Genomic DNA, 12,649 nt, shown 5'->3' with positions numbered 1-12,649 from the left:
ATTACGCTCCTCGTTGTGTGTGTACACACTTTTATCATTTTTATTTGTTCAATAGTACCTTAGAGTCACTTGCTTTTGAAGCCCATTCTATTAAACTTTTAATTATTAGCAGGCTTGTAATGCAGTTTTTAGTGCTTTTATGAATGCATTATTTTCTTCAGGTTTACCAATGGTGACGCGCAAACAATCATTTAGTAAGCCTTTTTGCGGGGCTAAATTTTTAATTAAAATCCCTTGTTCTTTTAATCGCTGGAAAATTTCTGTTGCGCTATCTGTAGGTGTTCGGAAAAGAATAAAATTTGCTGCACTTGGACAGGGTGTGACTTCTTTTATTACGCTTAACTGGAGAAACATACGTGCACGTTCAGTGCAAATAGTGTTAGTTTGCTCGGCAAACATCTCTGGGTGCTTTAAAGCAAACTCTACGCTGACTTGGGTCAGTATATTAATATTGTAGGGTAATCTTACTTTGTTTAGTTCACGAATAATAGCGGGATTACCAGCAATAAAACCTAGGCGTAAACCGGCTAAACCAAGTTTAGATACCGTACGCATCACGAGTAAATTAGTATATTTTTTTAGTTGTTGAATAAAACTAAAATCGGTAAAAGGCGCGTAAGCCTCATCAATAATAACTAAGCCTTTGCTCTGTTGAATAATCTGCTCAATGGCTTCGTTATCAAATAAATTTCCAGTAGGGTTGTTTGGATAAGCGAGAAAGATAATTTCCGGTTGCTGCTTTTTAATAGTTGCTAAAGTTGCGTCTAAATCCAGTTCAAAATTATCTGCGAGTAGAGGCACGCCTTGGTAATTTAACCCTAAACATTGTGCGATTTGCTTGTACATGACAAAGCTAGGCTCTGGTGCCATTACCGTCGAATTGGCAGGTAATGCCATCAGTAATAGCTGAATGATTTCATCCGATCCATTACCTAATAAAAGGTCACTGTCTGCTGGAATTTGATTATATTCTTTGAGAATACGGCACAAAGATTTTGCTTCAGGGTCAGGGTAACGGTTAATTTCAGCGTCATGCAGTGCCTTGAGCCATTCGACTTTAATTTCTTCAGGCCATGTGTAAGGGTTTTCCATTGCATCTAATTTAATAAAGCCTGAAGCATCAGCGACTTTATAAGCCGTTAAAGCTCTTATTTCAGGACGAATAACAGAAGTAATGAGTTCTTGCTCGGTCATGTATATGCTTATTATCTAGGTTAATCGACACGTTTGAAGTGGTGTACCCAAACTGGAGCAGATTCATCCCATTCCATGCCGGCATGCATTCTTAATATTAAATCACGGTACATAGCTAGGCTTGGGTAGCCTTCAGCTTGAGCTTCGGCATCGGTCATGTCGCCAATTGTTTCACGCGTCAGATCAGTCACAATAAATTTTTGCCCTTCTAAAGTGAAGGTTTCATTTGGATAAGCATAAACGCCATCACGACGTTGTTGGGTTTTTCTGCCACTTAATGCTGCTTCGACTAATTTAGGGTGAGTGACTAGGCGCTCTATGCTACAGGTTTTTTCTGGTAGATCTGTCATATTAATTTCTCTTGGTTAGTAGAATGGAACTTAGTTTTTTGGTAATGGCGGACTTTAGTTCGTTCTATGCGTTATCCGCTGCCCTCTCATAACATGGAAACCATTATTTTAAACGATATTCCGCAGAACGGGCATGGGCAGTTAAACTTTCACCGCGTGCTAGAACGGACGCGGTTTTGCCTAAAGTATTGGCGCCTTCCGCTGAGCAAAAAATTAGGCTAGAGCGCTTCTGAAAGTCATAAACACCTAAGGGTGAAGAAAAGCGCGCTGTTCCAGAGGTAGGGAGCACGTGATTTGGTCCAGCACAATAATCGCCTAATGCTTCAGCAGTGTAGCGTCCCATAAAAATAGCCCCAGCATTATTAATATGCTCACATAAAGTAGTAGGATTTTCTACTGATAGTTCTAAATGCTCAGGTGCAATCGTATTAGAAACTTGAGCGGCTTCTTCTAATGATGCCACTTTAATTAATGCGCCACGACCTGATAGCGAAGCTTTAATGATTTCAGCGCGCTCCATTTCTGGCAGTAGTCTGTCTATGCTTTGGGCAACAGCATCAAGAAAATCAGCGTCGTCTGAAAGCAAAATAGCTTGAGCATCCTCATCATGTTCTGCTTGGGAGAATAAATCCATAGCAATCCAATCAGGGTTTGTTTTACCATCACAAATAATAAGAATTTCTGAGGGGCCGGCGATCATGTCAATACCAACTTGACCAAATACTAATTTTTTTGCAGTCGCAACGTAGATATTGCCAGGGCCAACGATTTTTTCTACTGCTGGAATCGTTTCTGTGCCATAAGCTAATGCTGCAACAGCTTGCGCACCACCAATGGCAAAAGCACGGTCTACACCCGCTAAATACGCAGCGGCTAAAACAAGCTCATTAGTTACGCCTTGGGGCGTAGGTACCACCATAATTAATTCCCGAACACCTGCAACTTTAGCAGGAATAGCGTTCATTAATACTGATGAAGGATAAGCTGCTTTACCACCTGGAACATAGAGTCCAGCGCGGTCTAAAGGCGTTACTTTTTGGCCTAAAATCGTGCCATCTGCTTCAGTATACTGCCAAGATTCTGTTTTTTGTTTTTTTGCATAAGCACGCACGCGTGCTGCGGCAATTTCTAGTGCTTCTGTTTTATCCGCTGGTAAATTATCCCAAGCTGCTTTTAATTGTGCTTGAGAAATTTCGAGTTGTGCTGCATCAGTGACTGAGCAATGATCAAATTGATTCGTGTAATCAATGACGGCTTGGTTGCCATTTTTGCGTACATTATCAATAATATCTAAAACTCGCTGATGAACGTCATGATCAGCGCTTTCTTCCCAAGCCAATAGATGTTTTAGTTGTGCCTGAAAATTTGAGTCGGTGCTATTTAAGCGTGTGATGGATTTAGTCATATGCTTTTATCGTTCATAATGTCTTTTCAAATTGATCAAGTAAAGGCTGAATTACTTGATGTTTCATTTTCATTGAGGCTTTATTAACTACAAGGCGTGAGCTAATATTCATAATCAATTCGCGCGGTTCCAAGCCATTTGCCCTGAGGGTGTTGCCCGTGTCGACGACATCGACAATGCAGTCAGCCAAACCAACAATCGGTGCAAGTTCCATCGCGCCATAAAGCTTGATGATTTCTGCCTGTATGCCTTTGCTGGCAAAATAGCGTTCTGCTGTCTTAACGTATTTAGTCGCCACTCGAACGCGACCAGTAATTTCAGGAGCTTCTTTGCGTGCTGCGGTCATTAATTTACAGCAGGCAATATTTAAGTCTAGTGGTTCATATAAATTATCTGAATCATGTTCGATTAAGACGTCTTTACCGGCAATGCCTAAATCAGCAGCACCATATTCTACAAAAGTAGGCACGTCAGTAGCGCGAATAATGACTAACTGCACGTCAGGGTGATTGGTTCTCAAAATGAGTTTACGGCTCGTTTTTGGGTCGTCTATGGGAATGATGTTTGCTTCTGCCAGTAAAGGTAGTGCTTCATCGTATATTCTGCCCTTGGAAACAGCAATAGTTAACATAAATAAAGTCCCGTTTATTTTGGAATGCGACGAATAATTGCGCCTAATTGTGAAAGTTTTTCTTCGATATGGTCATAACCTCTATCAATATGATAGATGCGGTCAACGAGTGTTTCGCCCTCACCGACTAAGCCAGCGAGAACTAAGCTAGCAGACGCACGTAAGTCTGTTGCCATCACGGGGGCAGCAGTCAGTTTTTCTACGCCTGTGCAAATAGCAGTGTTGGATTCTAGTTTTATATTTGCGCCCATACGCTGCATTTCTTGGACATGCATAAAACGATTCTCAAAAACTGTTTCGGTGATGGTGCTGACACCTTCTGCTATACAGTTCATAGCTGTGAATTGCGCTTGCATATCAGTTGGAAATGCAGGGAAGGGTGCGGTGCGAATAGAGACTGCTTTAGGGCGTTTGCCATGCATGTCTAGTTTAATCCAGTCTTCTCCAGTAGTGATTTCAGCACCCGCTTCTTCTAGTTTTGCCAAAACAGCATCTAATAAGATAGGCTGGATTTTTTTCAGCTTTATTTTGCCACAGGTTATTGCGGCAGCAACTAAATAAGTGCCAGCTTCGATACGATCAGGTAGTACACTGTAATGTAAGTCTTTTATGCCAAGGTGTTCAACGCCTTCAATGGTCAGTACGTCAGTGCCGATACCGCTGATTTTTGCGCCCATTTTATTAAGGAAGTGTGCGAGGTCGTTAACTTCTGGTTCGCGTGCTGCATTTTCTATAATAGTTGTACCTTCTGCCAGTGTTGCCGCCATTAGCAGGTTTTCTGTGCCAGTCACGGTGACCTGCTCTAAAATTAAGCGACAACCTTGCAAACGTGTCGCTTTAGCATGAATGTAGCCATTTTCTACCTTGATTTCAGCCCCCATTTTTTCTAAACCAGCGAGATGAATATCTACGGGGCGAGCACCAATAGCACACCCCCCAGGAAGAGAAACATCGGCTTGACCGAAGCGCGCTAATAAAGGTCCAAGCACTAAAATAGATGAACGCATGGTGCGTACGAGTTCGTAAGGCGCTTCTAGTTTAGTAATCGTGCTGCTATTGACTTCAATATTGAGTTTTTCATCAACGGATAATTGTACGCCCATGCAACCTAGTAGTTCCATGGTGGTAGTGATGTCATGTAAATGAGGGATATTACCAATGGTGACGGGTGTGTCGCTGAGTAATGTGGCAGCTAAAATGGGTAATGCTGCATTTTTTGCTCCTGAAACGGTTAGCTCGCCGGTCAGTTTTTTGCCGCCAGTAATGAGTAATTTATCCATACTATTTAATTATGCTTTAGTTGTAAATAAGTCGGTTTCTGAGATGTAACTCAGTTTTGCTAGGGCTGTTAGCTGTGCTGGGATATTGTCAAAGTACAGTTTTTTTTGATGTGCTTGGGCAAATTTTATCCATTCTATAAGTAAAGCAAGACCAGCGCTATCAATTTCACCAACCTGTTGTAAGTTGATAGTGATGCTAGAAGGGGATTGTTTAAGGTCTAGGGTTCTTAACACAGTCTTATTAATAGTGCTAAAAATTAGATCTCCTTTAAGCAAGTAACACTCCGGCTTCGGGCGGGTGATTTGTATGTTTTGCATGATTTTATTCAGACTTATCTGATGAGTTAAATAGGAATTGGCTGATAAGTCGTTCCAGTACTAATGCTGATTGAGTTAGGTCAATGGTGTCGCCATTTTTTAAAAATTCATCAAGTCCACCGGCTGTTAAGCCTATATATTTGTCACCTAATAAACCCGAGGTCAGTATGCTTGCTGAGGTATCAGTTGGTAAGGTGTTATAGCGCGAGTCTATGCGCATAGTGACCAAGGCATCATAATTTTGAGCATCGAAATTAATCTCAGTGACACGGCCGATAGGCACACCTGCCATAGAGACGAGTGCTTTTGTCTTTAGACCGCCAACATCATCAAAATGTGCTTTTACGGCATAGCTGCCATGGTCTTTTAGTGCGCTAAAGTTACTGACTTGTAAGGCAAGAAAAAATAAAGCAGCAATAGCGATACTGACAAAAAATCCGACTAAAATCTCTAGGGATCTGTACTGCATGATTAGTTAGCTCCAAACATAAGGGCGGTTAATAAAAAGTCAAATAGAAGGATAGCAAATGCAGAGTTAACGACAGTGCGTGTCGTTGCACGACTAATGCCTGCTGATGTAGGCAGGGCATCGTAGCCTTCAAATAAAGCAATCCAAGACACTAGCCAAGCAAAAATAATACTTTTTATGATGCCGTTGATAATATCATCATAAAAGTCGATGGAGCTTTGCATTTGTGACCAGTAAGCGCCAGCATCGACGTTTAATAATTCTACGCCCGCTAAATGTCCGCCTATAACACCAATAGCGCTAAATAAAGCGGCTAGCAATGGCAAGGAAATAAATCCGGCAAAAAAGCGTGGGGCAATAATGTATTTAAGCGGATCAACAGCCATCATTTCCATGCCTGAAAGTTGTTCGGTTGCTTTCATTAATCCAACTTCAGCGGTTAAAGCAGAGCCTGCTCGACCGGCAAAGAGTAAGGCACTGACCACGGGGCCTAGCTCTCTAACTAAAGAGGCTGCGACCATAATACCTAATGACGAATCAGCACCAAAGGTAGATAAAGTATATACGCCTTGTAGTCCAAGCACCATGCCGACAAAAAGACCGGCGATGCAAATTAACCAGAACGTTAGTACGCCAACACTATAGAGTTGCTTCATTAGTAAGTTAGGGCGTTTTAATACATAGCCTAAACCACTTAAAATGGATATAAAAAATAGGCTGCCACGGCCTAGTTTAGCTAGTGATTTTAAGGTGGATTGACCTAGTACTTGGAATATATTCATTGCTTTTTATTAGCGAGTAGGTCACTGGTGAAGTCATGTGCAGGGTAATGAAAAGGCACTGGGCCATCAGCTTTGGCTTGCATAAATTGCTGAACCCATGCGGATTCTGACGTATTAAGTGCTTCGGGTGTGCCTTGACCGGCAATCTTTCCTGCGGATAAGAGGTAAATATAATCAGCAATGGCGGCAGTTTCTTGTACGTCGTGAGAGACAATAATGCTGGTTAAGCCTAGTGTTTGATTGAGCGTTTGAATAAGTTTTACTAAAACACCTAATGAAATTGGATCTTGCCCAGTAAAGGGCTCGTCATACATGATCATATTGGGGTCGAGCGCTAAAGCTCTCGCCATCGCGACACGCCTTGCCATGCCGCCGGATAACTCACTGGGCATTAAGTCGCGTGCTCCACGTAAGCCAACGGCATTTAATTTCATGAGTACCACGGTGCGAATCATAGATTCAGGTAAGTGAGTATGTTCACGAATAGGAAAGGCAATATTATCGTATACAGACATATCGGTAAGTAATGCGCCACTTTGGAAGAGCATACCCATTTTTTTGCGCAAGGTGAAGAGTTTGCTGCGCGAAAGAGTGGTGACGTTTTGTTGGTCGACAAAGATACTGCCACTATCGGGTTTTATTTGTCCGCTGATTAGTTTTAGTAAGGTGGTTTTTCCTGTGCCACTGGGCCCCATAATGGCGGTGATTTTATGCGGCATAATATCGAGTGAGATATTATCAAAAATTTTTCTGTTGCCACGCGAGAAAGTTAAGTTACGTATGGAAATCATAAGAAAATTTTTTATCTGTTGCGCAAAAAAGTAAGTATTATAATTGAAAGCCTGAGTTTACAGGCGTTTTTTCAGAGCCAAGGTAGCTTTATCAAAATCTGCACACTATAATTTAAACCTCTGTACACGACAAAAAATCTAAAAAGGTGGCATAGTTCGTTGAAATGTAATCAAATATCCTATTTTTGTTTTGGCAAAACATGAATAGCGGACAATTACAAATCAACGAACTAACGACTATATTAAACGAGCATTTCCATTGGAACAAGGCAAGAATGAATTGTTTTGTGGGAATGCTAATCGCATTAATGACTGTAGGTACGGTGAATCTGACTCAGCTTGCTTTATTTTTTCCCAGTCGGGCATTAATTGCGTCGCGCTATAGGCGGATACAACGATTTTTTAGTCACCATTGGCTAGATTACAATGAAGTGGCCAGCTTTGTCATGAAACTTTTTGGCTTTACAGAAAATGACTTCTATCTCTCACTGGATCGAACCAACTGGAAGTGGGGGAAAATCAATATCAATTTATTGGTTCTTGCTGTTGTTTACAAAGGAGCGGCTATTCCTGTGTATTGGTTGCCCTTGAATAAACGAGGCAATTCTAACTGGCGAGAACGTATCGCGTTAATGAAACGATTTATCGGTCAGTTTGGGCAAAACCATATAAAAGGATTGTTGGCTGACCGTGAATTTATTGGCGACAAATGGATAGGGTGGCTGATTCAGGAAGAAATTCCTTTCACTATTCGGATTCGTAACAATAGCTATACATTTAATAGCCGGGGGGAGAAAATCCGAGTCGATCGCTTGTTTCAATCGCTGAAAGTGGGTGAAACACTCACTTTAACTGATTCAAGATTATTAGGTGTATGCCCCGTATATCTTAGCGGTCTTCGTTTGAGTGATGGTCAGTTATTGATAGTGGCTACCTCAAGCTTCCACCAGAATGCAATTGAAGTGTATGGTTTACGCTGGGAAATTGAAACTTTATTTGGGTGTTTAAAAGGGCGAGGGTTTAATCTTGAAGAGACACGCGTTGTGGGTTATCTTCGTATCAAGAAATTATTGGTTTTACCTGTGATTGCGTTTTGTTGGTCTCATAAAGTCGGTGAGTGGAAAAATAATTCTGTATTACCCATCAAAACAAAAACACACCAACGACCCGCACAAAGTATCTTTAGGTATGGTTTAGATTGTATTCGTTCCGAATTATTTAATACGTTTTCTCAGTCCAAGAAATTGAGGAAGAAGTTGATTTCTTTACTGCGCCCTAGCTCGGAGAACAAGGGCTTTTATAGTGAACAGAGTACTTGATAATTTTTTGTCGTGTACAGAGAATTTAAACTTAAATCTTGTCTGTTGGATAAATTTATTTAATGGATAGACCCATTATTTCGAGAGCCTTTAGTTTTGTAGTGTGTGAATGATGTTACGTCTATTAGACTGCAGCATTCAAGGTTAGCTTTATTTATGCACATAGGTAGCTGCTCACTGTTTCATAAAAATATCACCAACCCTAAGTTGGGAATCTGTTTGTTGCTATTAGTTGTTACTAAAAGTATACAGGAATGACGAGGTATTTTGGTGTTTTCTAAAAAAGGGGGGCTGAATGATTGCCTCAGGTAGGTGTGCGCGTGTCTGCCATTATTACAAGTGTCATTGAAACCTGCGGGATACGTGCTTGCCTGCTTTGGTGGATAGCATTGTAAATAAGCAGCTTGGTTCTTAGTATCGCCATGGTCTTTATCTGCTGAAGTAATAACGTGGAGTGAGGCGTTTTTTGTCGCATTATAAATTTAAATTTGCTGTTTTATAAGTAGGTGTACGGTTATGGTCGATCTTTTATGGCACAATAAGCAATTTTTACACCAAAATAATTATGTTAATTGATTTTATTGTTTTAGCCATAGGTTTAGTTGCTTTGGTTTTTGCAGCAAATTGGTTTGTTGATGGGACTTCGTCGATTGCGCGTAATTTCGGCGTTTCACCCTTATTGGTTGGTTTAACCATTGTTGGCCTGGGGACTTCGGCGCCTGAGGTTTTAGTGGCACTCTTGGCTTCTGTTCAGGGTAATCCAGGCTTAGCGATTGGTAATGCTATTGGTTCTAATATTGCAAACATTGGCTTAATATTAGGATGTACAGCATTAATATCTCCGTTGGCTTTTCATTCAGGTTTATTAAAACGCGAACTGCCTGCTTTAATGCTTATTAGTATTTTGTGTTATGTATTGGCTTTAGATGGCTTAAGTTTTGTTGACGGCATAATAATGTTGGTTGCGTTGGCTTTATTTCTATTTTGGTTGGTTAGTAGCGCTTTAGCTGGCCGAGAGAAAGATGTTTTAGCTCAGGAAATGGAAGCTGAAATTCCTGAGTCAATGCCTAATCGCAAGGCTTGGATATATTTCGCAGTAGGGTTGATTGGGTTATTGCTTAGCTCAAAAGTGTTAGTTTGGGCCGCGGTAAATATTGCTCAAACGATGGGGGTGAGTGATTTGGTGATTGGTTTGACTATTGTTGCTCTTGGTACGAGTTTGCCTGAACTAGCGGCATCTATTAGTAGTGTATTAAAAGGTGAAGATGATTTAGCAGTTGGTAATGTCATTGGCTCTAATGTTTATAATCTATTAGCTGTGTATTCTTTGCCGGCTTTGATAGCCCCAGGTCCTGTGGATGCAACGGTTATTAGCCGTGATTTTCCTGTTTTGTTGGGCATGACAGGCGTGTTATTTATTTTAGGACTAGGGTTTTCTAAGGCGGGTAATATTAACCGCTGGGAAGGTTCGGCACTATTGTCAGCTTATTTGTTTTATCAGTGGACTATTTTTCAAAGCACTGCTTTATAAGGTAAGTAGATATGGATGATAAGCAGTTGATGGCCACGGCCTGCGAAGTTATTAATATAGAAGCGCAGGCAGTTAATGCGCTAAGCGCAAAAATTGATGAAAATTTTATTCAAGCTTGTCATTTAATTGCGGCTTGTCGAGGTAGGGTTGTTGTCACAGGGATGGGCAAGTCGGGGCATATTGCAGGAAAGATTGCGGCAACTTTGGCGAGCACAGGAACACCGGCTTTTTTTGTGCATCCTGGTGAGGCGAGTCATGGTGATTTAGGTATGATTACTCGGCAAGATGTCGTATTGGTCTTGTCTAATTCAGGTGAAACGACTGAGATTGTGACCTTATTACCCTTGATTAAACGCCTTGCTGTGCCGATGATAGCTATGACTGGGAGATCAGACTCTACTTTAGCTAAATTTTCTTCTGCGCATATTAGTAATGCGGTAGAAAAAGAAGCCTGCTCTTTAGGTCTAGCTCCTACTGCGAGCACAACGGCTGCACTTGTTATGGGTGATGCGCTTGCGGTAAGTTTGATGACCTTGCAGGGATTCACACGCGATGAATTTGCTCTATCTCACCCTGGCGGGAGTTTAGGGAGGCGTTTGTTGGTTTTAGTTAGCGATATTATGCATGCGGGGGATCAATTGCCTATTGTTTTAGGTGGTGTGGGGGTTATGGATGCATTAGTAGAGATGACGGCTAAAAAGTTAGGTATGACGGCTGTTATAGATGCGCAGGGTTATTTGTTGGGTATTTTTACGGATGGTGATTTACGTCGTTTATTGGCAAAATCGCTCGATATTAATACCGCGCAGGTGGCTGATGTAATGACCGAAAACTGCCAGGTAGTACGGCCAGATATTTTGGCGGCTGAGGCAATGCAGATAATGGAAGAAAAGAAAATTAATGCTTTAATCGTTGTGAATAACGAAAATAAAGTTGTAGGTGCGCTTAATATGCACGATTTAATTTATGCAGGAATCGTTTGATATGCAAGATAGAACGGAAAAAGCAAAAAAAATCAAAGTATTGATTTTGGATGTTGATGGCGTGTTAACGGATGGTAAACTTTATTTTGATCAGCAAGGTAAAGAGTATAAATCTTTTAATGTGCGTGATGGTTTGGGTATTAAGTTATTGCAAAAATCAGGTATTAAGGTGGCAATAATTTCTGGCCGAGGCTCTAAGCCTGTTGCTTTACGTATGGAGATGCTAGGTATTGATTTGGTTTATCTCGAGCAATTAGATAAGGGGGTTGCACTGCAAGATATTTTGTTGCAAACAGGCTGCGCCCTTGAACAAGTGGCGTATGTGGGGGATGATTTAATTGATTTGCCAGTATTAACGCGGGTTGGTTTAGCTATTGCTGTGCAAGATGCTAATGAACAAATTTTGCCTTATGTAGATTGGCAGACGCGGCAAGTTGGTGGGCTGGGTGCGGTACGTGAAGTATGTGATTTTATCTTGCAAGCACAAGATAAGTTGATGGCACTGGTTGAGTCATATAAAACAAGTTGATGTTGTTGCAGCAATATAAAGGTGCTATTTTTTTGTTCTTGATTTTCTTGGTTTCGATGTGGGCGGCTAATCGTAGTGGTGATAACGAGACTCAAAAAATTTTAGCGAAAACTGTACATGGTGTAGATTATTTTGCGCTAAATTATAGTAAAACGCAGATGAGTGAATTAGGCGTTGCAAAAGAAAAATTAGATGCTGATTATGCTGCACATTACAGTGATAATGATGAAACGGCGTTGACTAAGCCAGTAATGACGTTATATCAAGGACTTTTACCTCCTTGGATTATTCGTGCGCAGACAGGTGTTATTGTTTCGGGTGGTGAGAAGATATTTCTACAAGGACAGGTAACGATTGATCGTACGGCAGCAGAGTCGGTGCGTGAAGTGAGTATTAAAACAACAAATTTACGTATAGAACCAAAACGGAATTATGCAGAAACAGATGATTGGGCTGAGCTAGTGAGTGAGGCTAATAGAATGTCGGGGGTAGGGATGAGGTTGATTTATCAGGATCCTTTATCCATTGAATTATTAGCAAGTGTTAAAGGTAAGCATGTATATGAATAAAGGAATATTGAAAATATTTTTTGCATTGATGATGACTTTTTGTATGCACGTGTATGCGCTAGAAAGCGATACTAAGCAGCCAGTTACTATTGAATCGGATTCGGGGTTTTATGATGATAGAAAAGGTTTGAGCACTTATACTGGTAAGGTTGTTATTGTTCAGGGAACTATGCGCTTAGATGCCGATAAGGTCGTTGTTTATTTACAGGATAGGGAAATTAAAAAAATGATTGCGACGGGAACGCCGGTAAAATTTCAACAAACCCCTGAAGCGGGTAAAGAAGATGTGCATGGTAACTCCCTGATTATCGAATATTATCCAGAAACTGAATTATTGATAATGATGCAAAAAGCAGTGATTTGGCAGGGTGGAAATAGTACGGCTAGTGAAAGAATAGAATATGATCGTGCTAGTGAGGTAGTTAAGGCCGGGCAAGTGGGCTCATCAAGTAAGCGTGTGCATGTGATTTTACAGCCTAAAAGTGACTCTAAATAAGT

At 41.0% G+C, this 12,649-nt stretch carries 15 protein-coding genes; 6 read left to right on the top strand and 9 right to left on the bottom strand.

Features of this window, described 5'->3' with window-relative positions; genetic code table 11:
• Nucleotides 1-105 precede the first annotated feature (105 nt).
• From hisC to BQ7314_RS02665, 9 genes are all read right to left on the bottom strand, one after another.
• A complete protein-coding gene (gene hisC / locus BQ7314_RS02705; protein WP_174482169.1) occupies nt 106-1,194 on the bottom strand; it encodes a histidinol-phosphate transaminase in 1,089 nt (362 codons plus the stop codon).
• 20 nt (nt 1,195-1,214) lie between these two features.
• A complete protein-coding gene (locus BQ7314_RS02700; protein WP_174482168.1) occupies nt 1,215-1,544 on the bottom strand; it encodes an ASCH domain-containing protein in 330 nt (109 codons plus the stop codon).
• Nucleotides 1,545-1,647: 103 nt separating this feature from the next.
• A complete protein-coding gene (hisD, locus tag BQ7314_RS02695) occupies nt 1,648-2,949 on the bottom strand; it encodes a histidinol dehydrogenase (RefSeq protein ID WP_174482167.1) in 1,302 nt (433 codons plus the stop codon).
• A gap of 13 nt (nt 2,950-2,962) precedes the next feature.
• Nucleotides 2,963-3,580 carry an ATP phosphoribosyltransferase gene (gene hisG / locus BQ7314_RS02690; protein WP_174482166.1) on the bottom strand — a complete coding sequence of 206 codons (618 nt, stop codon included), beginning with the start codon at nt 3,578-3,580 and terminating at the stop codon, nt 2,963-2,965.
• Between the two features lie 14 nt (nt 3,581-3,594).
• On the bottom strand, nt 3,595-4,860 hold the full coding sequence (gene murA / locus BQ7314_RS02685; RefSeq protein ID WP_174482165.1) for a UDP-N-acetylglucosamine 1-carboxyvinyltransferase: 1,266 nt from the start codon (nt 4,858-4,860) through the stop codon (nt 3,595-3,597).
• Nucleotides 4,861-4,869: 9 nt separating this feature from the next.
• Entirely contained in the window at nt 4,870-5,178 is a 309-nt protein-coding gene (locus BQ7314_RS02680; RefSeq protein ID WP_174482164.1) for an STAS domain-containing protein, read from the bottom strand.
• A gap of 4 nt (nt 5,179-5,182) precedes the next feature.
• Nucleotides 5,183-5,647 (bottom strand): outer membrane lipid asymmetry maintenance protein MlaD, encoded by a 465-nt coding sequence (gene mlaD / locus BQ7314_RS02675; protein ID WP_174482163.1) that lies wholly within the window; start codon nt 5,645-5,647, stop codon nt 5,183-5,185.
• A 2-nt stretch (nt 5,648-5,649) separates the two neighbouring features.
• Nucleotides 5,650-6,429 carry a lipid asymmetry maintenance ABC transporter permease subunit MlaE gene (gene mlaE / locus BQ7314_RS02670; protein ID WP_174482162.1) on the bottom strand — a complete coding sequence of 260 codons (780 nt, stop codon included), beginning with the start codon at nt 6,427-6,429 and terminating at the stop codon, nt 5,650-5,652.
• Nucleotides 6,426-7,220 carry an ABC transporter ATP-binding protein gene (locus BQ7314_RS02665; protein ID WP_174482161.1) on the bottom strand — a complete coding sequence of 265 codons (795 nt, stop codon included), beginning with the start codon at nt 7,218-7,220 and terminating at the stop codon, nt 6,426-6,428. The genes mlaE and BQ7314_RS02665 overlap by 4 nt, the downstream gene beginning before the upstream one ends.
• Before the next feature lie 200 nt (nt 7,221-7,420).
• On the opposite strand from BQ7314_RS02665, the gene BQ7314_RS02660 reads away from it, so the two are divergent.
• The 6 genes from BQ7314_RS02660 to lptA all read left to right on the top strand — a co-directional run bounded on the left by BQ7314_RS02660 (nt 7,421) and on the right by lptA (nt 12,647).
• Nucleotides 7,421-8,539, top strand: coding sequence for an IS4 family transposase (locus BQ7314_RS02660; RefSeq protein WP_425356631.1), 1,119 nt, complete (start codon nt 7,421-7,423; stop codon nt 8,537-8,539).
• A gap of 565 nt (nt 8,540-9,104) precedes the next feature.
• The gene (locus BQ7314_RS02655) at nt 9,105-10,070 is read left to right on the top strand and encodes a calcium/sodium antiporter (protein ID WP_174482160.1); all 966 of its coding nucleotides are present in this window, start codon (nt 9,105-9,107) and stop codon (nt 10,068-10,070) included.
• Nucleotides 10,071-10,081: 11 nt separating this feature from the next.
• Entirely contained in the window at nt 10,082-11,053 is a 972-nt protein-coding gene (locus BQ7314_RS02650; protein WP_174482159.1) for a KpsF/GutQ family sugar-phosphate isomerase, read from the top strand.
• A 1-nt stretch (nt 11,054) separates the two neighbouring features.
• Nucleotides 11,055-11,582 carry a KdsC family phosphatase gene (locus tag BQ7314_RS02645; protein WP_174482158.1) on the top strand — a complete coding sequence of 176 codons (528 nt, stop codon included), beginning with the start codon at nt 11,055-11,057 and terminating at the stop codon, nt 11,580-11,582.
• Entirely contained in the window at nt 11,582-12,151 is a 570-nt protein-coding gene (gene lptC, locus BQ7314_RS02640) for an LPS export ABC transporter periplasmic protein LptC (protein WP_174482157.1), read from the top strand. Before BQ7314_RS02645 ends, lptC begins: the two co-directional genes overlap by 1 nt.
• Nucleotides 12,144-12,647 carry a lipopolysaccharide transport periplasmic protein LptA gene (lptA, locus tag BQ7314_RS02635; RefSeq protein ID WP_174482156.1) on the top strand — a complete coding sequence of 168 codons (504 nt, stop codon included), beginning with the start codon at nt 12,144-12,146 and terminating at the stop codon, nt 12,645-12,647. Before lptC ends, lptA begins: the two co-directional genes overlap by 8 nt.
• Nucleotides 12,648-12,649 lie beyond the last annotated feature (2 nt).

Origin of the sequence: methanotrophic endosymbiont of Bathymodiolus puteoserpentis (Logatchev) (genome assembly GCF_900128525.1) — a bacterium.
Taxonomy (GTDB): domain Bacteria; phylum Pseudomonadota; class Gammaproteobacteria; order Methylococcales; family Methylomonadaceae; genus Methyloprofundus.
Note: the sequence above shows the minus strand (reverse complement) of the source record. Positions and strands in the feature narration are given on the sequence as shown.

What these genes read in the sequence shown, in the direction of transcription:
- hisC (WP_174482169.1), bottom strand. Translation starts at nt 1,194, where the DNA reads ATGACCGAGCAAGAACTCATTACTTCTGTTATTCGTCCTGAAATAAGA.
- BQ7314_RS02700 (WP_174482168.1), bottom strand. Translation starts at nt 1,544, where the DNA reads ATGACAGATCTACCAGAAAAAACCTGTAGCATAGAGCGCCTAGTCACT.
- hisD (WP_174482167.1), bottom strand. Translation starts at nt 2,949, where the DNA reads ATGACTAAATCCATCACACGCTTAAATAGCACCGACTCAAATTTTCAG.
- hisG (WP_174482166.1), bottom strand. Translation starts at nt 3,580, where the DNA reads ATGTTAACTATTGCTGTTTCCAAGGGCAGAATATACGATGAAGCACTA.
- murA (WP_174482165.1), bottom strand. Translation starts at nt 4,860, where the DNA reads ATGGATAAATTACTCATTACTGGCGGCAAAAAACTGACCGGCGAGCTA.
- BQ7314_RS02680 (WP_174482164.1), bottom strand. Translation starts at nt 5,178, where the DNA reads ATGCAAAACATACAAATCACCCGCCCGAAGCCGGAGTGTTACTTGCTT.
- mlaD (WP_174482163.1), bottom strand. Translation starts at nt 5,647, where the DNA reads ATGCAGTACAGATCCCTAGAGATTTTAGTCGGATTTTTTGTCAGTATC.
- mlaE (WP_174482162.1), bottom strand. Translation starts at nt 6,429, where the DNA reads ATGAATATATTCCAAGTACTAGGTCAATCCACCTTAAAATCACTAGCT.
- BQ7314_RS02665 (WP_174482161.1), bottom strand. Translation starts at nt 7,220, where the DNA reads ATGATTTCCATACGTAACTTAACTTTCTCGCGTGGCAACAGAAAAATT.
- BQ7314_RS02660 (WP_425356631.1), top strand. Translation starts at nt 7,421, where the DNA reads ATGAATAGCGGACAATTACAAATCAACGAACTAACGACTATATTAAAC.
- BQ7314_RS02655 (WP_174482160.1), top strand. Translation starts at nt 9,105, where the DNA reads ATGTTAATTGATTTTATTGTTTTAGCCATAGGTTTAGTTGCTTTGGTT.
- BQ7314_RS02650 (WP_174482159.1), top strand. Translation starts at nt 10,082, where the DNA reads ATGGATGATAAGCAGTTGATGGCCACGGCCTGCGAAGTTATTAATATA.
- BQ7314_RS02645 (WP_174482158.1), top strand. Translation starts at nt 11,055, where the DNA reads ATGCAAGATAGAACGGAAAAAGCAAAAAAAATCAAAGTATTGATTTTG.
- lptC (WP_174482157.1), top strand. Translation starts at nt 11,582, where the DNA reads ATGTTGTTGCAGCAATATAAAGGTGCTATTTTTTTGTTCTTGATTTTC.
- lptA (WP_174482156.1), top strand. Translation starts at nt 12,144, where the DNA reads ATGAATAAAGGAATATTGAAAATATTTTTTGCATTGATGATGACTTTT.